This is a genomic window from Thermosynechococcus sp. NK55a (genome assembly GCF_000505665.1).
Taxonomy (GTDB): domain Bacteria; phylum Cyanobacteriota; class Cyanobacteriia; order Thermosynechococcales; family Thermosynechococcaceae; genus Thermosynechococcus.
The window spans coordinates 2,345,790-2,366,961 of sequence record NC_023033.1; the positions used below are offsets into that span (position 1 = coordinate 2,345,790).

The 21,172-nt window shown below is 53.5% G+C and carries 21 protein-coding genes; 9 read left to right on the forward strand and 12 right to left on the reverse strand.

Annotation, left to right across the window (positions count from 1 at the left end; all coding sequences use genetic code 11):
- Positions 1 to 18: 18 nt before the first annotated feature.
- Together ftsY and NK55_RS11415 are read left to right on the forward strand one after the other, a co-directional pair.
- The gene (gene ftsY / locus NK55_RS11410; RefSeq protein WP_024125855.1) at positions 19 to 1,398 is read left to right on the forward strand and encodes a signal recognition particle-docking protein FtsY; all 1,380 of its coding nucleotides are present in this window, start codon (positions 19 to 21) and stop codon (positions 1,396 to 1,398) included.
- Entirely contained in the window at positions 1,395 to 2,576 is a 1,182-nt protein-coding gene (locus tag NK55_RS11415) for an LL-diaminopimelate aminotransferase (RefSeq protein WP_024125856.1), read from the forward strand. Before ftsY ends, NK55_RS11415 begins: the two co-directional genes overlap by 4 nt.
- A 4-nt stretch (positions 2,577 to 2,580) precedes the next feature.
- Here NK55_RS11415 and NK55_RS13330 read toward each other — a convergent pair whose 3' ends face one another.
- The 4 genes from NK55_RS13330 to NK55_RS11430 are packed head-to-tail and all read right to left on the reverse strand — an operon-like array spanning position 2,581 to position 6,314.
- Positions 2,581 to 2,742: a hypothetical protein gene (locus tag NK55_RS13330; RefSeq protein ID WP_024125857.1), complete on the reverse strand. Its 162-nt coding sequence runs from the start codon at positions 2,740 to 2,742 to the stop codon at positions 2,581 to 2,583.
- An 11-nt stretch (positions 2,743 to 2,753) separates the two neighbouring features.
- Positions 2,754 to 3,458 carry a 3-oxoacyl-ACP reductase FabG gene (gene fabG, locus NK55_RS11420; RefSeq protein WP_024125858.1) on the reverse strand — a complete coding sequence of 235 codons (705 nt, stop codon included), beginning with the start codon at positions 3,456 to 3,458 and terminating at the stop codon, positions 2,754 to 2,756.
- Positions 3,455 to 4,165, reverse strand: coding sequence for a M15 family metallopeptidase (locus NK55_RS11425; protein WP_024125859.1), 711 nt, complete (start codon positions 4,163 to 4,165; stop codon positions 3,455 to 3,457). Before NK55_RS11425 ends, fabG begins: the two co-directional genes overlap by 4 nt.
- A gap of 40 nt (positions 4,166 to 4,205) precedes the next feature.
- Positions 4,206 to 6,314 (reverse strand): transglycosylase SLT domain-containing protein, encoded by a 2,109-nt coding sequence (locus tag NK55_RS11430; RefSeq protein ID WP_024125860.1) that lies wholly within the window; start codon positions 6,312 to 6,314, stop codon positions 4,206 to 4,208.
- 160 nt (positions 6,315 to 6,474) lie between these two features.
- Between NK55_RS11430 and NK55_RS11435 the strand changes: the two genes are divergently transcribed.
- From NK55_RS11435 to mreD, 5 genes are all read left to right on the forward strand, one after another.
- Positions 6,475 to 6,723: a hypothetical protein gene (locus NK55_RS11435; RefSeq protein ID WP_024125861.1), complete on the forward strand. Its 249-nt coding sequence runs from the start codon at positions 6,475 to 6,477 to the stop codon at positions 6,721 to 6,723.
- 52 nt (positions 6,724 to 6,775) lie between these two features.
- Positions 6,776 to 7,135 (forward strand): YtxH domain-containing protein, encoded by a 360-nt coding sequence (locus NK55_RS11440; protein ID WP_051372855.1) that lies wholly within the window; start codon positions 6,776 to 6,778, stop codon positions 7,133 to 7,135.
- A 195-nt stretch (positions 7,136 to 7,330) separates the two neighbouring features.
- Positions 7,331 to 8,371, forward strand: coding sequence for a rod shape-determining protein (locus NK55_RS11445; protein ID WP_024125862.1), 1,041 nt, complete (start codon positions 7,331 to 7,333; stop codon positions 8,369 to 8,371).
- Positions 8,372 to 8,383: 12 nt separating this feature from the next.
- Positions 8,384 to 9,148 carry a rod shape-determining protein MreC gene (gene mreC / locus NK55_RS11450; protein ID WP_024125863.1) on the forward strand — a complete coding sequence of 255 codons (765 nt, stop codon included), beginning with the start codon at positions 8,384 to 8,386 and terminating at the stop codon, positions 9,146 to 9,148.
- Positions 9,114 to 9,650, forward strand: a complete 537-nt coding sequence (gene mreD / locus NK55_RS11455) for a rod shape-determining protein MreD (protein WP_024125864.1) — start codon at positions 9,114 to 9,116, stop codon at positions 9,648 to 9,650. The genes mreC and mreD overlap by 35 nt, the downstream gene beginning before the upstream one ends.
- A 76-nt stretch (positions 9,651 to 9,726) precedes the next feature.
- Here mreD and NK55_RS11460 read toward each other — a convergent pair whose 3' ends face one another.
- Positions 9,727 to 10,251 (reverse strand): alpha/beta hydrolase, encoded by a 525-nt coding sequence (locus NK55_RS11460; protein WP_024125865.1) that lies wholly within the window; start codon positions 10,249 to 10,251, stop codon positions 9,727 to 9,729.
- Positions 10,252 to 10,392: 141 nt separating this feature from the next.
- Between NK55_RS11460 and rlmD the strand changes: the two genes are divergently transcribed.
- Positions 10,393 to 11,742 (forward strand): 23S rRNA (uracil(1939)-C(5))-methyltransferase RlmD, encoded by a 1,350-nt coding sequence (gene rlmD, locus NK55_RS11465; RefSeq protein ID WP_024125866.1) that lies wholly within the window; start codon positions 10,393 to 10,395, stop codon positions 11,740 to 11,742.
- On the opposite strand, the gene NK55_RS12570 is transcribed toward rlmD, so the two are convergent.
- The 6 genes from NK55_RS12570 to NK55_RS11495 all read right to left on the reverse strand — a co-directional run bounded on the left by NK55_RS12570 (position 11,725) and on the right by NK55_RS11495 (position 18,046).
- Positions 11,725 to 12,387, reverse strand: a complete 663-nt coding sequence (locus NK55_RS12570) for a carboxysome structural protein CcmN (protein WP_024125867.1) — start codon at positions 12,385 to 12,387, stop codon at positions 11,725 to 11,727. The two genes, rlmD and NK55_RS12570, sit on opposite strands and share 18 nt — an antisense overlap.
- 21 nt (positions 12,388 to 12,408) lie before the next feature.
- Positions 12,409 to 14,367 carry a ribulose bisphosphate carboxylase small subunit gene (locus NK55_RS11475; protein WP_024125868.1) on the reverse strand — a complete coding sequence of 653 codons (1,959 nt, stop codon included), beginning with the start codon at positions 14,365 to 14,367 and terminating at the stop codon, positions 12,409 to 12,411.
- Positions 14,368 to 14,385: 18 nt separating this feature from the next.
- Positions 14,386 to 14,685, reverse strand: a complete 300-nt coding sequence (locus NK55_RS11480; RefSeq protein ID WP_041429302.1) for a EutN/CcmL family microcompartment protein — start codon at positions 14,683 to 14,685, stop codon at positions 14,386 to 14,388.
- The gene (locus NK55_RS11485; RefSeq protein ID WP_011056790.1) at positions 14,685 to 15,026 is read right to left on the reverse strand and encodes a carbon dioxide-concentrating mechanism protein CcmK; all 342 of its coding nucleotides are present in this window, start codon (positions 15,024 to 15,026) and stop codon (positions 14,685 to 14,687) included. Before NK55_RS11485 ends, NK55_RS11480 begins: the two co-directional genes overlap by 1 nt.
- 96 nt (positions 15,027 to 15,122) lie before the next feature.
- On the reverse strand, positions 15,123 to 15,431 hold the full coding sequence (locus NK55_RS11490; RefSeq protein WP_011056791.1) for a carbon dioxide-concentrating mechanism protein CcmK: 309 nt from the start codon (positions 15,429 to 15,431) through the stop codon (positions 15,123 to 15,125).
- Between the two features lie 410 nt (positions 15,432 to 15,841).
- Positions 15,842 to 18,046 carry an argonaute PAZ domain-containing protein gene (locus NK55_RS11495; protein WP_041429921.1) on the reverse strand — a complete coding sequence of 735 codons (2,205 nt, stop codon included), beginning with the start codon at positions 18,044 to 18,046 and terminating at the stop codon, positions 15,842 to 15,844.
- Positions 18,047 to 18,182: 136 nt separating this feature from the next.
- Here NK55_RS11495 and NK55_RS12575 point away from each other — a divergent pair, with 136 nt between their 5' ends.
- Entirely contained in the window at positions 18,183 to 19,235 is a 1,053-nt protein-coding gene (locus NK55_RS12575; protein ID WP_051372856.1) for an energy transducer TonB, read from the forward strand.
- Here the strand turns inward: NK55_RS12575 and NK55_RS11505 are convergent.
- The gene (locus tag NK55_RS11505) at positions 19,209 to 21,143 is read right to left on the reverse strand and encodes an AarF/ABC1/UbiB kinase family protein (protein WP_024125871.1); all 1,935 of its coding nucleotides are present in this window, start codon (positions 21,141 to 21,143) and stop codon (positions 19,209 to 19,211) included. The genes NK55_RS12575 and NK55_RS11505 overlap by 27 nt on opposite strands.
- Positions 21,144 to 21,172 lie beyond the last annotated feature (29 nt).

Here is a 21,172-nt window from a genome sequence, read left to right on the forward strand (position 1 = left end):
TCGGATAAAGGACAGGGCATGGTTTTTAATTGGTTTCGACGCAAGTTTGGCGGCAGTGGTGAGGAGCCATCCCCCGCTGCAGAAAGCCCAACGGAAGCGCCACCTGCAGAATCCACCGAATCCACTGCTTCCCCCAGCATCCTCAACTGGGCCAAAACGGCACTCCAGTCGATTCAAGCGCGACAGGCATTGCAGCGTCCTACAACCGTTGAAACCACTGAAGAAACTCAGGAGACACCGACGGCTGAAGCAGTGGCGGCTGATGCCCCCCTTCCTGTCTCTGGGGAGTCTGCCCAGACCGCTGTTGCGGATGAACCTGCTGCTGTCCAGCCCGTTGTTGAAGCTGAGCCTGGGGAACCAGACCCCTCCCCTGTCCTTGATGAGGGCTTTTTGTGGTCGGCGGCGGTCCTTGCCGCCCAAGGCCGGCGCCCAGAGGAGGTGGATATTGAGGAAATTACTTGGTTACAACGCCTGCGCCGAGGTCTGGGCAAAACTCGTCGTGGGCTGGTGCATCAACTGCGGGCGATCGTCGGCCAAGGCCCCTTAAGTCGGGATGCTGTCGAAGCAATTGAGATGCTGCTGTTGCAGGCGGATGTGGGGGTCAAGGCCACAGATCAAATTATTGCGGCGCTGCAAACAAAAATTCGCCAAGAAACCCTCCCTGCCGATCAGGCGATCGCCTACCTGAAGGAGATTCTGCGGGACATTCTTGATCGCCCCTTTCAACAGGGCTACCGCCGCAACTTTGCTCCGAAAAAGGGCACGCTGAATATTTGGTTGATTGCCGGTGTCAACGGCGTCGGGAAAACCACCACCATTGGTAAGCTCGCCCACATTGCTAGCCAGTCGGGCTATCGCTGTTTGATTGCGGCGGCAGATACCTTTCGGGCAGCCGCCACCGAACAGGTGAAAATTTGGGGACAGCGCTCCAATGTGGAGGTAATTGCCAACCCCGGCAAAAATACCGATCCTGCTGCTGTGGTTTTTGATGCTATTGGGGCTGCCCAGGCCCGAGGCACAGAATTGCTCCTGGTGGATACCGCTGGCCGCTTGCAAAACAAGGCCAACCTGATGGAGGAACTCAAGAAAATCCGCCGCATCATTGATAAAAAGGCGGGCGATGCTCAAATTGAATCGCTCCTAGTTCTCGATGCTACCCTCGGCCAAAATGGTTTGCGTCAAGCGCAGATCTTTGCAGAAGCAGCGCAACTGACTGGGGTCATCCTGACCAAGTTGGACGGAACCGCCAAGGGGGGGGTGGCCTTGGCGGTGGTACAGGAATTGGGGCTACCGATTCGCTTCATTGGTGCTGGCGAGGGCATTAAGGATCTGCGCCCCTTCTCCAGTTTTGAATTTGTCGAGGCCTTGCTCTCCAGTGATGTGGAGGTGGCAGCATGAGGCTGGCCGATCGCCTGCGGTATTTCCAAGGCAATGTTTTTGATGCAATGGATCGGGCAAAGGCAGCGGTGGCGGCCACTGGGCGGCCGATTGTGGATCTCTCCCTTGGTTCTGCGGATTTGCCCGTAGCCGATCACATTCTTGCGGCCATTGAAGCGTCGGTGCGCGATGCCAGTACCTATGGCTATCAACTCTTTGCTAGTACGGCGGCCTTTCGCCAGGCAGTAGCCACTTGGTTTGAACGCCGCTTTGGCCTCAGGGTGGATCCCGAGCGGGAGGTGCTGACGCTCATTGGCTCCCAGGAGGGGACGGCGCACTTGCCCCTTGCGGTGATGAACCCCCAAGAGTATGCCCTGGTGCTCGATCCGGGGTATCCCTCCCATGCGGGTGGGGTCTATCTTGCGGGTGGACAAGTGTATCCACTACCCCTGCGCTCAGAAGATCACTTTTTGCCAGATTTGGCAGCGATTCCCCTGATGGTACGGGAGCAGGCCAAACTTTTGATTCTCAGCTATCCCCACAATCCCACCACGGCAGTGGCGCCCTTGGACTTTTTCAAGACGGCGGTTAAGTTTTGCGATCGCTACGGGATTTTACTGGTACATGATTTCCCCTATGTTGATCTGGTCTTTGACGGGGAGCGGGCACCCTCGATCTTTGAAGTGGATCGCGATCGCCAAGTGGGGATTGAATTCTATAGCCTCTCGAAGTCGTACAATATGGGCGGGTTTCGCATTGGCTTTGCCATTGGCCGTGCCGATATCATTGCTGCCCTGCGCCAAATCAAATCGGTGATTGACTTTAACCAATACGCCGGCATCTTGCGGGGGGCCATTGCTGCCCTCACAGGAGATCAAACCTGTGTCCAGCAGACGCGGGAGATTTTTCGGCAGCGGCGCGATGCCTTTGTCCAAGCCCTCGGCGATCATGGCTGGCCGGTGCCCCTCCCGCCAGCGACGATGTATGTGTGGGCGCAACTGCCGGCGCCTTGGCAACGGGATTCCCTTGGCTTTTGTCAAGCCCTTGTTCAGGCAACTGGGATTGCAGCGGCTCCCGGCTCGGGTTTTGGGGAGGGGGGAGAGGGCTATGTGCGCTTTGCCCTAGTGCGCGATCGCCCCTGTTTAGAGGTGGCCGCTGCCCAAATTGCCGAATTTAGCCAAACGGTCCTGAAGGTGTAGGGCTCTAGTCTCCCATGATCCACGCCAACAGCAGGATCAGACCGCCCCAAAGGAGGATTGCAGGAACATGAATGGCGCGCAACACTTCTAGGGGAGTTAAAATGAGCACCTTGGTAAAGAGATTGGTGATCGTACAAAGAAGAACCAGCAAAATGATAAAGAGCATGGCAATTCGCCCTAGGCATTGCCATAGATGGGAATCACGGCGCCACTAATGGCCGCCGCTCCCTCGGAAATGAGGTAGGCAATCAGTTCAGCGATCGCCGCAGGACTCACCCAATTTGTTGCTTGGGCTTCCCCCATCGCCGCCCGATTGGCGGGGGTATCAATAATGCTGGGAAGGATCACATTGGCCGTGATATTTTTGCCTTTGGTTTCAGCAGCGATCGCCCGCGTAAAGGCCACTACTGCGGCTTTGGCGGCGCAATAGGCGGCCAGTTCAGCCGCTGGCTCAACTGCACCCCGTGAGCCAATGGTGACGATGCGTCCGTATTGCTGTGCTTGCATGCGTTTAAGGGCGTGCTTACAGACCAAGAAGGTGGTCTCGACATTGAGGCGAAAACTCTGCTGCCAATCACTGAGGGCAAATTGTGCGGTTGGCCCCATACTAAAGCCACCCACGAGGTGAACCACGGCATCCAATTGCGGCATTCGCTCCAACAGAGCTGCCACTTCACTTTCATTGTTCAAGTCCGCTGCCACAAACCGCACATTGGCCAATTCCGCCGCCGCCAATTGCTTTTCGAGAGCAGCACGGGCAGCCCCATCAATGTAGGGAACTGTCAGGGTATAGCCGTGGCTCAGGAGAACTGGCACTACCCCTTGGCCCAGCCCGCCTGTGCCGCCTGTCACTAAAACCGCCCGATGGCCAAATCCCCTCATGGCTGATCCCTCAGTGTCAGTTGTCGTGCTTTGTAGAAGGTTTGCAAACTGTGGCGATCGCCAACAAATCGCCAGTGCCAAGGTTCATAACTCACTCCCTGAGGATTATTACGGGGAAAGGACAGTTCAAAACTAAAACGAGCCGCATTCTTTCCCAACCAACGAAAGGCAGGGGTATCCTCAAAGGTTTCCTTAAGATGGGTCTGTGGCCGGGTGCCATCACCAATATCAATGGCATAGCCCGTATGGTGCTCGCTATAGCCGGGGGGTGCACTCACCAATGCCCGCTCCCTTGCCCGTTGTGCCCGCTGCTCCTTGACCTCAAAGAAAAGATAGTCCTGATCCTGTTTGGAACGAAATCCAGAAAGCGGTATCAACACCACCCCCTCCTGCTGCGCGGCGGCCACCATTGCCCGAAACCGCTCTGCTGCGGCGCGCCGTAACTTGATTTGGCCATCGCCGCTCACTGGTTCCAGTTCTGCGAGGGGAGCCTCTTCATAGGGCAGATGTCCCAGCAGATTCTCTGTTGGCGTTACCGTTGACGCCGTTCCCCTGGGTGATTCCGCAGGACGATTCAGGAACCAGGCTGCTCCTACCCCCATGAAAGCCACGAGCGCAATGGCGCTGACGATTGCCCCTCGCCGAGGCTCCTCCTTACCCTTGGTGATGGGTTGTAGCCGCTCCGCAACAGGAATATCTTGATCCATGATTCAACCCTGTTCTTTTGTAGAGAATAGACGATTTTTCCTAGGGCTGGGCATAGAGTTGCCAGTAGTTCCAGTAGTTTTCCAAGACACTCTTGACATAGCCATAGGTCTCAGGAAAAGGAATCGATTCCACAAAGCGATCGCTATCGCCAATGTCGAACCGCTCTAGCCACTGACTGACATTGCCGGGACCGGCATTGTAACTGGCCAAGGCTAAGAGTGTGTTTTGATTGTATTGATTGTGGGTGTAGTCAAAGTACCACGTGCCCAAACGGATATTGTGCTCTGGATCCACAAGGGAATAGTCCTCTAGGTTCAACTGCTCGGCAATCCAAGCGGCCGTCTCTGGCATCAACTGCATTAACCCCGTTGCCCCCACCACTGAGCGGATGTCCTTTTCGAAGCGAGATTCTTGGCGAATCAGGGCCATCACCAACAGGGGATTTAAGTTGTGGGTCAGTGACCACTTTTTGACCAATTCCCAGTAGGGCAAGGGGTAAAGGGCATACCAGAAGCGGACATCACGGCGAAGGGGCGCCAAGAATGTGGCCACCTGCGGTTCCCTGGCGGCCCGTGTAAACAAGTTTTGCAGCATAAAGATGCCATCGAGGTATTCCCCCACACCAAGGCGAATCAGGCCATCAGTGAGTTGCTCTGCCGCTGTTGGTGTCACTCGGTTCTGGAATTCCCACTGCCAGCGCTGCCAAGCCTCCTGAAATTGCCGCAGCAGATACAGTTCTTGCAGGGTTGGGCTCCCCGTCGCTAAAGGGAGCAGGGTTTGGCGATCGCCCGCCACTGAGGGGCGCTGCTGTCGCAGGGTTGTAAAGGTGCCCACTGGTTTCTTAAGCAGACTGGCAGCTCGCCAAGCATAGTAGGTGTGGGGATAGCGCTCCGTAACCAGTTGCCAGGTTTGGCGTTGCCCTTGGGGTTGTCCTGCCTCCCCTTGCCATTTTCCTTGCCAAAAGGCGGCTTGGGGGGCAAGCTCACTCTCAGGGTTAAACTTGAGAATCTCCCTAACCCACTGTTGTGCCTGAGACCACTGCCGTTTTTGGGCAGCTCCTTGGGCCAGTTGCCAGCGCAGTTCTGCTGCAGCGCTGCTTTGGGGATAGGCCTTGAAGAGCTGTTGCTGGGTTTGTTGTGCCCCTTTGGTATTCCCCAGTTCCCTATAGGCTTGGTACTGTGCCAGAAGGGCATCAGCAGCGATCGCTGGCGCTTGATTTTGGGTGGCGAACTGAAGACACTTGGCCAGCAAAGGGAGACGTGCCGCCGGTGTTTTGGCTAAGTGGGCAAGGCGCAGTTGGGCAAGGGCGGCTTCTGAACTGTTGGGAAAGCGTTGGATCAGGGCTTGATAGGCAGCAATCGCCCCGGCGGTATCCTCACTCAATTGGCGTCCCCGGCCGACCCGATAGAGATTCAAGGGGGTTGGCGGTGCTTTGGCGTAGGCCGCTGCTGCCGAGGCATACTGCATTTTTTCCCAATAGCCAAAGGCGATCGCTTCCCAATCGGCCGGCGTGAGTTGATCGGCGTAGCGCTGGCGCAAAATTTCCAGGTAGGTACCGTACGCCTGAAGAAAAAGACCGTGGCGTGCCACCAGCTTCAGGTAAGGGACTTGATCGGGATTTTTCTCTAACTGTTGCGCCACATAGTTGACGACGGCAGGATGCTGTGGAAAGCGCGCAATTGCTTCCTCTGGCCGGTTCAGATTCAACAGGGCCACCGCTGCCTCCGGCGCCGTGCCATACTCCCGCAGCAACTGTTGCCACGTTGCCTTTGCCTTGCGGTCATCTCCCTGTTGCTGATAGGCCTTAGCCCGAAGGAGCAGAATCGGTGCAGCCATAGGCCGGTAAGTCTGCTCAAGACCCTCGAGCCACTGGAGAGCCCCTTGGGGCTGATTTCGACGCAGACTGTCTACTGCCAGCAGATAACGGGCGCGATCGCGTTTGAGGGGATCCCCAGAGCGTGCCCACTGCACCAACGCTGGCACACTTTTGGGCGGAGCCTCGCCATTGAGCCTATAGGGAGGCGCCGGCGATCGCCCATGATGCCACTTGACCAGCCCAGCCCCGAGGACGAGCGTCGCCAGCAACAGCGACAGTAGCCAAGGCCCTATCCGTTGGTAACGTTTTACTTTCGAGAGGAATTGGACCATTGCGGTGCCCTCAGCCAGTAACCCTGCTGTCTTTAGTAAACTACGGTGTGGCCATCTGCAAACCAGCCGCGACTGAAGTCCCCGGCTTCCTTTTGCCTTGCGGAGGTGCTATGAAAAGATCAACCCATCATGGTCAATCTCAATGCCCCCGACACCGCGCATGGTTTGGATTGTAATTGGCTGCAATTGCCTGATTGCGCTGATTGCATTGTGGTTGGCCTGGCAGTTGGTGAAGCTGCGGCAGATTCTGCGGGGGGTGTCCCGTGCTCTACTGAATGCCGAGCGGAGTACCCACCGCGTCTTAGGTGGTGCTCCGGAGGTAATCATCATTGGCCAGCGGGGTGTGTCAAGTGTGCGATTGCAATTGCCTAAATGGCGTCGGCAACAGCGCAATGTCCGTCTGTTTTAACCTTGCTAAGCTGGATAGGATGGTATAGTAGCCGCCTACGAAGGAGAAAGCGATGAGTCGGCAACAGAGTGGCGGTGGTACCTTTTTGGGGGGGCTGCTCCTAGGGAGTGCGATCGGCACAGTCGTGGGGCTATTGATTGCTCCCCGCTCTGGTCAAGAAACCCGCCAACTGCTACGCAAATCCGCTGATGCCCTACCCGAACTGCTCGAAGACATTACTGCCAGTTTTGAGCAATATCGCGATCGCCTTTCAGAGACCACCCAGGAGCGCTGGCAGGCAACCCTAGAACGGCTCAAGGAAGCGATCGCCGTCGGTATCGAAGTCACCCAGCAGCAGCAGCAAACCTTTCGGCGTGAAGCCAATGGCATAGCCTTGAGTGACCCTGATGAAGAGGATGTTGTCAATCAATAGCTTCATAGCTTACTTTGGAGTCGTCAGCTAAGGAATATGAGCCAAGAAATTAGGAGTCATCCCCTTAGCCAACAATCTCGACAGAGGGAGAACCCAGCGAGATTTTCCAAACAAAACATAATACAATCTTGCCATCACGTTTTTTGGTAACAGCACTGCTACAACCAACAGGATTCAAAGAAGGGGTACACCATCGTGGGATTATTTAGTCGGCTATCACGAGATATTGGCATTGACTTGGGGACAGCCAACACACTGGTTTATGTATCCGGACGCGGTGTGGTTTTAGAGGAACCGTCCGTTGTCGCCATTGACCAAAACACCAAACAACCCCTTGCCGTTGGTACTGAAGCGAAGCGAATGCTGGGTCGGACACCCGGGAATGTGGTGGCCGTACGTCCACTGCGGGATGGTGTGATTGCCGACTTTGAACGTGCCGAACTAATGCTGAAGCACTTTATGCGCCAAGTGCACGGCGGCAAGAATCTCTTTGCCCCCCGTGTGGTGATTGGTATTCCCAGCGGTGTTACCGGTGTCGAACGCCGTGCCATTGAGGATGCGGCTCGGGGTGCGGGGGCGCGGGAGGTGCATTTGATTGATGAACCCGTGGCCGCTGCCTTTGGCGCAGGTTTACCAGTGGAAGAACCAACGGGCAACATGATTGTCGACATTGGCGGTGGCACGACTGAGGTGGCGGTTCTCAGTTTACAGGGCACCGTTTTGAGTGAATCCGTCCGTGTGGCTGGGGATGAAATTTCTGAGGCAATTGTCCAATATTTGAAAAAAGTACACAACTTAATTATTGGTGAACGCACAGCTGAGGAGATCAAGATTCGCATTGGCTCTGCCTATCCCAATGACAGCTATGACTCCGAATCCATGGAAGTGCGGGGCCTGCACCAACTCTCTGGCCTACCACGCACAGTTGTAGTCAAAGCAGAAGAGATTCGCGAAAGCATGGCCGAACCCCTGTCGGCGATTATTGAAGCGATTAAGCGTACCCTTGAGCGAACCCCGCCGGAACTGGCCGCAGACATTGTTGATCGCGGGATTATGTTGGCCGGCGGTGGTGCCCTGCTACGGGGTCTCGATACCCTGATTAGCCATGAAACCGGCATTGTCGTCCATGTGGCAGCGGATCCCCTGCGGTGTGTAGTCATGGGTACTGGGCGCGTACTGGAAAACTTCAAAGACTTGGCTCGGGTCTTTTCTACACAACCGGCAGTGATTGGTTAAGGATCAGCAGTGATGGCTTTTCTGCTGCGCTGGTGGGGACGATATGCAGGTAGCCTCGGCCTTGTCGCCTTAGTCCTCACAACGGCTTGGATTTTGCGCGCGACCAATGGGGCAGCGATTCGTGAACTCTACCGCCTTCTCAGTTTGCCCTTTCAAGGCGCAGTGGACGATCAGCAAGCCCTGATTCAAGCTCGCACATGGCAACTGGAGCAGCAACTGGCTGCCCTTCAGGCGGAAAACCAACGGTTGCGGCACATGCTGAATGCACCGATGCTCCCCAATTTGAATGGCCGCATTGTGCCGGTGATTGGTCGCAGTTCCGATCAGTGGTGGCGATCGCTCCTCTTAGGGGAAGGCACTCGTCAGGGCTTAACCGTTGGCTCAGTGGTGGTGGGTAACGGTGGTCTTGTTGGCCGCATTACCAGCCTTACTCCCAATACCAGCCGAGTCATGTTACTCACGGATCCCGCCAGTCGCGTGGGGGTTGTGGTTGGTCGAACGCGGCAGATGGGGATTCTGCGGGGACAACTCAACCAGCAGGTGATTGTCGAGTTTTTAGAGAAAGACCCGAAGGTACAGCCCAAGGATGTTCTCTATACCTCAGCCCTGAGTAGTCTTTATCCAGCAGGCATTCCCATTGGTGAGGTGCAATCGGTGGAACTGAGCGATCCCACCCATCCCCATGCCACCGTTATTCTTGGGGCGCCGTTTGATCGCCTTGAGTGGGTGACCGTCATTCCCTATGCTGAACCGACAGACACGTTTACACCGAACTAGTCTCACTAGTCTCAACTGGCTGATTACCATTGGCTCTGTGGGACTCTGTGCCCTGCTGAGCTTTATTCACTTACCTAACTTGCCTCTATTGGTGCCGGACTGGTTTTTGATCTGGGTGGTGGTCTGGAGTGTCAAGCGATCGTGGGGCCAAGGGGTACTGGCGGGTATTGCCCTCGGCTGGATTCAAGATGGCTTGGTCAGTGCTCATCCTAGCCATGCAGTCAGCTTAGCTTTGGTGGGGGGGCTGACCGCCCTGATGCAAAAGCAGCGTTTTGTTTCTGAGGATTTTATTTCCGTTGCTCTGATTACCTTTGCAATGGCCATCCTGCAGCAAACCATCATCGCAATCCAAATGACCCTTGGCAGTGGCTTTCCCCTAGAGGAAATTTGGCAGCACCATCGGCAAGTAGCGCTTAGCTCAGCTATTATGAGTAGTCTTTGGGCACCCTTGCTCTATGCCCCCTTGAATCGCTGGTGGACGTGGCTGCGAGAACAGGAGTAGTTCATGAAAAAATGCAGGAGCTTCCTTACCCCTGCACCTGACTTGTTCATTTTAAATCTCAGTCAATGCTTTGGCGCTATGGGCGTAATTTCCCGAACATACTCATAATGCCGTCTTGTTTCTTGAGCATTTGGTTGAGCTTGCGCAAATCCAAGTTAATGGTTTCACCAGGATAGTTTTTCAAAAACGACATCACGCTCAATCCTTCTGGAGAGGCAGCGGCAGTGAGCATCGCACCCCGAAGGGCAACTTCCCCAGCTTGATCACGGCGAATTGTGACCTGAGAAAATTGTTTGAGTAAATCTTTGCCAATGGGACTGGCTAGAATTTGATCGGTTTGCACAACATTAAAGGGCAGCCGCATACTCAAGAGTTCAAGGAGCTTGGCTTGGCTATCTTTGGGAACCAGCCGCATCAATGCTCGCAATTGACCCGTTGCTTCTTGGGTGGACACAAATTCCTCTAACTCCGACAGGGGGAAGGATCGCTGAAAAGGACCATAGGTGAGGGAGACAACGTTAGCTGCTTTGACAGGGGGGGTGAAAAGGGCACCTACGGGTAGTGCCAGTGCCAGTAACCAAGGTGAAAGACGCTTCAGCATAGGGGATCGACTCCAAAATCACTTCGGTACAAACGTCGGATTGCACCGCTAGCAGTATAGCAGTGAAAATAGAGCTTGCTGGTTCTCCTTAACTTATCCCTAAACTTGTCCTTAACGTTTAGTGACTTTAGACGTAAATTGATGAGCGTTTGGCAGCAGGGCGCCACGATTGAGCTCAGGATTGACTCCTTAAGCCACACGGGGGAGGGGGTAGGACGCTGGCAGGATCGGGTGGTTTTTGTGGCCGATACGGTTCCGGGCGATCGCCTGCGGGTGCGCCTGACCCACGTAAAGCGACAATATGCCCACGGCAAAGTTTTGGAGGTGGTGCAGCCTTCAGAACGGCGGGTGCGCCCAAGCTGTATTGTCGCCGATAAGTGTGGCGGCTGCCAGTGGCAGTGTGTGGCCTATGCAGCTCAATTGGCGGCCAAAGAACAACTGGTGAAGGACGCGATCGCCCGTATTGGTCATCTCGAACCCCAAGCCTTTCTACCGATTTTGGCTGCCCCTAACCCCTTTGGCTATCGCAATAAAGTGACGTACCCCCTCCGTCGCCGCCACGGTGCCGTGGTTGCCGGCTATTACCAAAAAGGCTCCCATCACTTGGTGAACCTGAATCAATGTCCGGTGCAGGATCCCCGCCTCAATCCCCTCTTGGCTGCCCTGAAGCAGGCATTACAACCCTGGCCGATCTACAGCGAACAGACCCATGAACCGGGGTTTCGCCACCTTGGTTTGCGCATAGGTCAGCGCACAGGGGAGCAGCTCATTACCCTCGTGCTTGCCGGGCCATTACCCGCTGGTTTGCAGGCAGCGGCAGAAGGTTGGTTACAGCAGTTTCAAGGGGTGATGGGGGTCTGTGTCAACTTCAATCATCAAGTGGGAAATCGCATCTTTGGCGATGAGACACAGGTGCTGGCCGGGCGGCCCTACCTTTGGGAAGAAATGGCAGGGGTGAGGTTTCAGATTGCCTCGACCACTTTTTTTCAAGTCAACACAGCCCAAGCGGAGCAACTGGTCACCACCCTGCGAGACTGGATTGCTCCAACGGGTCAGGAACGACTGGTGGATCTCTACTGTGGCGTGGGGACCCTGAGCCTACCCCTTGCGGGCGCTGTGGCTGAAGTCATTGGTGTTGAAGTGCAGTCTGCCTCGGTACAGCAGGCGATCGCCAACGCCCAACACAATGGCATTAACAATGCTCACTTTGTCTGTGCCAAGGCAGAGGAGTGGCTACCCCAGTACAATCAGGCCGTGGATGTGCTGATTCTTGATCCACCGCGTAAAGGGTGCGATCGCGCCGTTCTTGAGGCCATTCTCCACAACCGTCCCCCACGCATTCTCTATGTCAGTTGTCACCCCGCCACCTTGGCACGGGATCTGGCTCACCTCTGCAGTACCGGTACCTATCAACTAGCAAACATTCAGCCCCTCGATATGTTTCCCCAAACGGCTCATGTAGAAACCATTGCTTTACTGACGACTGCCTAGGGCAGGATTATCCCCCGTGGGTGGGATGGGCCCCACCTGAAACATCTTGGCAAACATCCTACTAACATAGGCTTGACCATAGACCACGTTTGCCTTAGGCCTTGTCGCAGTGCTTGTCTCTGGTGGAGCAGTGGCTGGACTTTCCTGATGACTAGGGGAAGAGTCGGTAGGGTCCTGCTGCTCTGGTGGGGAATTCTCTGAAGGATGGACAGTTGTTGGTGGCTCTCGCCAAGGATCCTCAGGGAAAACAGCCCCCTGTTGGGGGTGACTCGTTTCTGCGGCGGGCGGCCAACGACGACTCCGATCCCCCAGAAGAGAACCGGCGGCCACCACAGCACCAGCCGGAATCGTTGTTTCCATCACCGTGGTACTGGCGCCAATACAGGCATGGGGTTCAACGGTCACCGCCCCAATCAGCAGCACTCCCGCACCAATGTTGACCCCTTCACCAATTGTGATGGTGCCGCCGTGGGCGTGAATGACGCTACCCATGCCAATGCAGACCCCTGCAGCAATCCGAATCGAAGCCCCTGCTTCTGCCCAAAGCAACACCCCCGGTGCCAAAACGGCTTGGGGATCCACCACCACATCACCCACAATGCGAACCGCAGGTGAAGGGGGCAGAGCTAAGGGCGGCAGGGGCATGGGGGCACCTCACAGGGAGGGCTACTTAGCAGCCTGTTGGAGTAGGATTTCGGCCACCCGCTGCTTGCCGACAGGATTAATACCAATCAGCCGCACATACTCGCCACTGTATTCTTGGAGGCAAGCCTGAATCGCAGCAAGGGCTTCATTAAGATTTTTGGCCTCAATGCGGGGGCCACTTTGCCAGGAGTTGGTGCGGTAGCGACGGGCATCCACATGTTCTAGGCCGAGGGTATAGCCCTGTTGCAGGAGTTGCCGGACTTGTTCAATCACCTCTTGACTGAGGCTATGGGTGCTTGTGCCCCCTTGACTGGAGGCGGTTGGACGCGGTGTGAACCCTTGACTACGGGTGCTATTGCCATTGCTGGCGGCTTTGCCATTGGGACGGTGAATAATGGTTTCCAGGACCCGCTGTTTGGCTTGGGGATTGACCCCCACAAGGCGGATATAGTCCCGCTGGTGCTCAGCAAGGAAAGCCTTCAGATCATTGATTTGCTGGGCAGAGGTAATTTTGATGCCGCTTTGCCAAGAACTGGTACGGAAGCGACGCTGATCGGCATACTCGGTGATGACTTGGCAGCCTTGGCGCAACAGGTCTTGAATTTGGTTTACGAGATCGGCACTGAGAAGCGTGTCATTGCCGTCAGAACTGACGGAGACATGACTAGTAGCCACTGGGGTGGGTGCTTTTGTGGCGATCGCCACCGGTCCCTGTGGGCGCTGAATAATTTGCTCAAGGACGCGCCGCTTTTGCTTTTGATCAATGCCAATAAGGCGCACATATTCACCCGCATGTTCTTGGAGACAGGCCTCAAGGGCGGCCAACACCTCCGGCTCCTGTTTGGATTGAATGGGAGCGCAGCTTGTCCAAGAACTCGTGCGATAGCGGCGGGCATCGGCGTGCTCTGTGCCAATTTGATACCCCTGTTGGAGCAACTGCCGCACCTGAGCCACAACGGAGGCATCCAAGGAACCCACTGGCGCTGCGTTCACCGTTGCACTGGGACGAGGGCTACTGCGACTAGCCACAGGTGCTTGACCGGGACGTTGAATGATTTCCTCGAAAACCCGACGCTTGGCCTTGGGATCGACACCAATCAGGCGCACATACTCGCCCTCGTGTTCCTTGAGTCGTTGGGCGATCGCGGCCATTACCTGAGACTCCTGCTGCCCTGTCAAGGTCGGGCCACTTTGCCAAGAGCTAGTGCGATACCGCCGCGCATCGGCATATTCCAAGCTAATTTGGTATCCTTGCTGCAACAATTGCCGGACGTGAGTCCCATAATCTGTGGTCATGGTGTTCTTTTCCCCGGTGAGCATTTCAACGTGTAGGGTGGGTGGATCTTCTTGACGCTGGAGTTCATTCCGAATCGGGGCAATACAGGCAATATTCTCAGCACACTGGTACCCCGATAGCAGCGCTTCATTAATGCCAACCACGTGCTGGGCAAAGTGAATATCTGACTCTTCCACATTCGGCAGGCGATCGGCTTGCTGCTGCGTCGTGATCACCATTCCCGAAGGCACATATTTTCCCGGTGGAATTTCCACATCCTGAATGAGGACGTGCATCATGACCACACAGCCGGCACCAACCCGTGCATTAAACACCGTCGAGCGAAAGCCAATAAAACAGCCATCGCCAATGTAGGCAGGGCCGTGGATCAGTGCCATGTGGGTAATTGAGGCATTATCACCGATCCAGACAGAATACTCTTGGCCATCATCCCCAATCACCCGTCCCTGTTGGAGGCCGTGGATGACGACGCCATCTTGAATATTGGTGCGGGAGCCAATGTGGAAGGGCGTGCCTTCATCGGCACGGATGGAGGTGCCGGGGGCGATGTGAACATAATCTTTGATGCGGACATCGCCGATGAGGTTACTGAAGGAGTGGACGTAAGCCGTGGGGGCAATCTTTGGCTCCGCTAAATCCCTAGACCACGGCGTCGGGGGTGCCGCATAGCTTTGAACCGCCATAGGGAGAAGTCTCCAATGCTAATACTGGGTACGTTTGCTATAGAGCAAATAATTATCCCGACTTACGGTGTCAATAATGGCGACAACGGCTGCGTCAATGGGTTTGTCGGTGCCATTGATAATATAGCGGGCGGCACTGCCTCGGCTTACCAATACCCACTCATCCTGCCCTGCACCAACCGTATCCGCAGCCACTTCGTAGTCGGGTAAAAATTCGCCGTCCTCACCCAGATATTGCAAGACGAGAAACTTGACTCCCGTTAAGGTTTCTTCTTTTTGGGTACTGGTAACGGTGCCGCACACTCGCGCGATTTTCACTATGGGCGACCCATCGGGCGGATACCGCTAACGCTTTCGCGGAATTGTTCGACCGCTTCGGTGTAGCGAATGGGCAGCACGTATTCGAGGTTTTCGTGGGGACGAGCAATGATGTGGGTGGAGAGCACTTGACCCCCATTCACCCGTTTCACGTTTTCAACCCCCGCCGCGACTGAAGCCTGCACTTCAGAAACATCGCCACGGACAATCACGGTGACCCGACCACTCCCGATTTTCTCGTAGCCCACAAGGGTAACGCGAGCGGCTTTCACCATTGCATCTGCGGCTTCCACCACTGCGGGGAAACCAAGGGTTTCAATCATACCGACGGCAATTGCCATTGTAATAACTCCTAAACGTCAAACAACTCAAGAACTAAAAGAACCAGAGGAGCGATAAGCGATGCAACTGAAAACTCCACCAAACTGCCAAACCCCTTAGTTTCGGAATTGCTCCACTGCCTCGGTATAGCGAATGGGCAATACGTACTCAAGGTTTTCGTGGGGACGGGCAATAATGTGCGTGGACAGCACCTCTCCGCCATTGACACGTTTGGCAGAATCAACCCCGGCAGCCACTGAGGCTTGTACTTCGGAGACATCACCCCGCACAATCACGGTGACCCGACCACTCCCAATTTTTTCGTAGCCCACAAGGGTAACGCGAGCGGCTTTTACCATTGCATCTGCTGCTTCGACGACGGCGGGGAATCCGCGCGTTTCAATCATTCCCACAGCAATTGGCATGAGTAAGCTCTCCTAATTAGAATAAGGGTAAGCAGTACAAAAGCTAGAGTTGCAATCAGAGCGATCGCCACAGAAAATAATGACGGGATAGCCGATTGTTATCGTGACGTTGATCACCGTCTCTTTGTCTCTAAAATCAAGCATAGGGTGAGGGGTTTCTTTTGACAATATAATGATTGATAATCTTTTCTGGTTTTTCGTATTATCAAATCTAATTTGAAGCACCTGATGCCGCTTTCAGCCCAAGATAGGTCAATACAAATCGCCTAATTCATAGAATTTTATCTAAAGATAATTATCTCCTCATGGGCTAATTGCCCGATTCAGAGACTTCTGCCTGCACTTGGGTAGAATGCATAGATTATTTCAATTTTATCCTATATTTTGATAGATTGAGGTCTATTTTGTTGTCAAACCGCAATTAACTTTTCTCGATCAATATTCTGCAAAAGGCTGATCTGACCTATCCGCTGAAACTCCTTACTACTTCTATCGGCCAAGTGCAGTACCCAAGGCAGTCGGCAGGAGCTAAATCCGCTGGCAGGATGCAACTGAGTCAAGTGATAGGTCTGCAGAGCCAGTAGCTCTAAAGGTGTATTGCCATAGTGACGCACAACCCGCAGAGGTCTAGCACTGCCAAGGGAGCCAGTTTTCGTCTTGATTACCTCGGTGGTTTGTAATATAAATGAGTTACTTTCAGAATAAAAAATTACAGTGCCCACTTCAGCGTCATCATAGATTATTTCGGTATTGCCTGAATTAGATTCACGTCCCATCCTCCCTGAGCCACTCTTACGGACACTTAGAATATCGACATCAATACGCTGCTGAGTCAGTTCTTTGATTGTTTGTTCAAACTCCCCTTCTTGAACAAGCCCGTCGCGCATCAGTAGTATCTTCTTAGGGTAGGAACCATAGTTGTCTTGGAATTTAAGCACTAGCTTAGACACAATTTGCCAAATTGATTGACCAGAGAAAGTTTCCCCCCGTTGTATATCTGGTAACTCCCAACCCAAGCTTTGACCATTGGCTAAAATTGCAAAAGCAGACGTACCATAGTACAGCTTTCGGTTTGTACTTGTGTCAAAACCGATAATTAAGTCAGCAGCCTGAGGATCATCTAATGGTTTTAGATAGACAGGCTGCCACTTAGCTTTACACAACAGTCCCAAGGCAACATTGAGAGCTTTGTAGGGATTAGCCTGGGGTGTTGGTATCATGAACTGCGTAGCGATTCCTGCCTTTAATGCCTGAATTCGTAGCCTTGTTTTCTCCTCATGGGGCGACCAAGGCATCACTACTAAAACCGTTTTAATTCCTTGAGCAGCCCATTGTTGCCAGAATCTTTGTTGAGCTAGATCATCTTTTGGATAGTCACTTCCTGTAAAACAGGAGTCTATTTTTATCTGCGTGCCACTACTTCTTGCTATGTCCAGCAAGCATTTGCGCACTTCCTCTGGGTATTCAGGTTTATTATTAAATAAATTTAGGCAACCAAATTGCTTTTCGCCAATCTTGGCACAACCATAGGAGCTAATTCTAGCTATTTGATTGATTTCTTTATCATTTCGAGCTAATAGTTTTGCCCGAGGCATGACAAAACCATTAACTTTCATTGGCTCTGGTTGACTGCTGAGATTATAGATGGTTTTGAAAATAATTTGAGCTGTTTTTTGCGATTCTTGTAAACGCGCGTCAATATTTTTCCTGATGCGGGCAAGCGCATCTTGAATTTGACTTTTTTCTCTTCCTTGTTCAGCAATTTTCGCTAAGATTTCCATTGTTAGAACTGGTGATAATCTTTGAGATAAATGATATAGCGGCTTAGCCTTGTAGTCGCTACTTTTCTTAACAATTACAACACGTGACTCATTTATTTCTTGTTCGGTTGCTCCCTCTCGACGGTGATACTCTGCTAAGCTTATTCCTAGCGCTTCTATTTCTGTTTCATTTGGACTTTTATCCGAAAAATTTTCAAGAACCCATGTTTTCTTGTCTTTGTAGGTATTCCTCACGTACTGGATTTGAATATTAGGATATTCACTGAGCCACCACTCAAGTGTGAATAGAGTATAGAATCGATAGTGAATATCAATTTCTAAGTATAATTTTCCATCTGTTTCTATTGTAAGATCAATTTGTCTGCCTCTATGTACTTGCCAGCCATGACCTGTTTTTTCTAACCCTTCTTGGCTAGGAATCCACCAAATCAACCCTAATTCATAGTCTTTTTCGATGATGGTTTTCTTAAATTTTTCTTTTAACTTTAACTTTAAATTTTCCTCTAGAGTTTTTCTTTCAAAGCTTTCCAGAGCCTTTCTTTCATGAGGGTTTTGACAGCTCAGTTCTCTACATCCTATCTGCTGTAACTGCCAATCCTGAGTTTGCATTCTTCTAGGGTCAATAGGTTCCCTTGTGATAATGCGGCTCCCTAGTCGAACAGCAGTGACTCCTAGTTTGTAGCAAACGCTGGAAAGGGCTTTTTGCTCGCTACCTTGTTCTGGCATTTGAGTAAATTGGCATTGGTATTCATGAAATGTAAGATCTGGTTGACTCAATTTTTTTACAAAAAAACGATTGAGTACAACCTCAACTTCTTGAAATGGGGTGGGCATCACTGATAGGGACAGTATTGGCAGCCAGCCATATTGGGACAGCGTTATTTGTTTATGGTAGCAAGTTTCGCTTGGCATTAGGAATAATCAGCCAAGATAGAATCGTCATGGATATTCACGGGTGTGGAGTTCTTGTATGCTGCGGTTACCAATTCAACCGATTTGGCAGAGGGTTTCTCAATGGCCAGTGTGGGAGCCAAACCGGCTGGCGATCGCCAGTTCAATTCTTTTGCACGCCGTTATCCTCTCCTTTGTGCGTGTCCCCGAACCCACACCCCCAGAGGTGCTCAATGATCAACTGGTGCCCTTGGTCAGCCTTTCTCCAGAACTAGAAGCGGATTTACCGTCTATCAAACCCCTTTTGCCTACAGAACTGCCGCCCCTGGCCACAACCCCACCACCGCCGCTGCCATTGGCAGGCATTGAGCCACCCCCCCTTTCCTTTGCCCCCTTGGCGCCGCTGCCTCCTTTGTCGCCCCCACTCCTCCCCAATCCAGTGCCGGTGCAGCCTTTGCCCCCCCTGTGGCAATTGCCCCCGCCCACCCGCCCCTTGCCGGGCCCCAATGAAGATGTTGCCGTTGCCCCAGAACTGGTCTTACCGACTCCCGCATCCCCACCGAATGAGCCGATCGCCCGTACAACAGCGGAGGCAGCAGCCGCTTTGTCCCGTTGGTTTAATGAAACGCGGTCAACGCTGAATACGACAGATATCCAAGTGAATTTTGGGCAGCGGATTGCGGACTTTTATCCGCAGGAGGCCTGTGGCGATCGCCTACAAGGGGAAACAACGGTTGCGGTGGTAGTCACTCCCCAGGGTGAATTGCTCCCTGCAAATGCCGCTCCAGAAACGGGCTTGCTCACCCGCAATCCCCAGATTATTCGCAGCAGTGGCTCGCCGCTTTTGGATCAGGCGGCTTTAGAACAGGTACGAAAGCAAGCTTTTGAGGCTACAGGCAAATATCAGGCCCTAGCGATCACCTTTGCCTTTGAGTATCGTCCTGAGATGTGTCCGCCCGCTGCTTCACCCCCCCGCCAACAACCCACCGCGCCAGCGCCTAGCCCCTCTGAGGCTCATCAGGCTTCACCCCCAGCTGCTGAGGAAGCGACCCCTGCACCAACACCCCCCCTCCTGGGGCAGCACCACCGGCTGTATCCCCAGAACCTAGCGGGACAGACTCGTCGTCTGTAGCGCCGGCTGCGAGTCCGCCAGCAACATCTCCCGAATAAAGCGAGCGATCGCCCGTTGCAGGAGGCCGTTGACAATGCGCTGACCCATTTGCTGCACCTCTGGGCGCACAATAATCCGCAGAATCGCAGGGATAACTTTGACCCAATCAAAACCGGGGGTATCCTGCAAAATGCTGAAAATGCGGCGCAAATGCTCTAGGGCGTTGGCTTCACTGATGATGTTGGAACTGGCCGTTGCCGGTACTGGGCGGCTGACTAGGGGTAAGAGTTGCACAAGGTTCCATTGCCCCATCGTTGTCCGTGCCCAAGTGTCGAGGCTCTTGACAATTTCATCCGCTAGGCGATCGCGATACTCGGCTCCCCGCTCCGAAAAGAGAAAATCCAAAGCCTGCTCTAGCACCACATTAAAGTCATAGTCACGACTCTCGCGGGCATTGCGCAGCAGATTTTCTAGGCGCGTCCAGCGAAATTGACCATCCTTGAGGAGAAGGTTTGTGAGACTCGTACGCAGCTCCGGGGCAGGATCCGTGAGCAGTCGCTTGGCAATGTAGGGATAGGCGGCACTGAGTACCTTAAAGTTGGGGTCAACGCCCATGGCAATCCCCTCCATGGTCAACAGCGATCGCACAATCAAGGCATAATAGGCGGGCACTTGAAAGGGATACTCATACATCACCTCTGACAGGCGATCGAAAATGCGTTGGATATTCAGTTCCGAAACACTCGCCCCCAAGGCATCCTCAAAAACTAAGGCCAAGGCTGGAATAATGGGTTCCAAATCCGTATCGGGGGTTAGGAATCCTAAATGAACATAGTCGTAGGCAAGGCTTTCGTACTCACGGTTAACAATGTGAACAATAGCATTCAATAAGCCATAGCGCTGCTCTGGGGCAATCTCGCTCATCATGCCAAAGTCGAGATAGGCCAATTTGCCGCTGGGCATGGCCAACAGATTCCCGGGATGGGGATCCGCATGGAAAAAACCATGTTCAAGCAACTGCCGTAGGGAGCACTGCACCCCCACATACACCATATAGCGCGGATCAATCCCCAGGGCCTGAATTTGCTGCAATTGGTTCAGTTTGACCCCCGTTACCCACTCCATCGTCAGCACTCGCCGCCGTGTGTATTGCCAGTAAATTTTAGGCACATAGACATCGGTGAGATGGCCATAGAGACGGGCGAAGCGTTCGGCATTTCGTCCCTCTTGGGTATAGTCCATTTCCTCAAAGAGGCGGCTGGCAAATTCATCGAGAATGGCCACTAAATCACTGCGAATCTCCTTGATCAGGCGTTTTGCCCAATAGGCCACCCCCCGCAGAATGTAAATATCCAAGGTGATACTCTCTGCCAAGCCGGGGCGCTGAACTTTAACGGCCACCTCTTCGCCACTGTGGAGTTTGCCGCGATACACCTGTCCTAACGAGGCAGCTGCAATGGGATGATCACTCAGTTCCGCAAAGAGTTCACTGGGGGGGGCGCCCAGTTCCTCCTCAATAAACTGAAAGGCCACTTCATTGGGAAAGGGTGGCAACTGATCTTGGAGTTTTGTCAATTCCTCCAGATACACCGCTGGCAACAAATCCGGACGGGTGGAGAGGGCTTGTCCCACTTTGATGTAGGCAGGGCCAAGGCGGGTTAGGGTTTCCCGCAGGGCGATCGCCCGCCGCTGTTGATTTTGTTTGCTTTGGCCTGTGACCCTGTCCCACCAACGATTAAAAAGCAGCCAAAACACCGGCCAGAGAATCCGCAACCAACGACTCAAGACCAGTAAAGGCCGCTGCCGATAGTAGGCATCGATAGCCAGCGGATCGTAGGGTTGAAAGCTCTCTGGATCATTGGGAAGGGTTTCAGCCGCGATCGCAATCTCTTGGGGCGCGGCATCGCTGGGGACAATGGCCGTATTCATGGGTAGTGGCGCAAACTCTTAAAGTATTT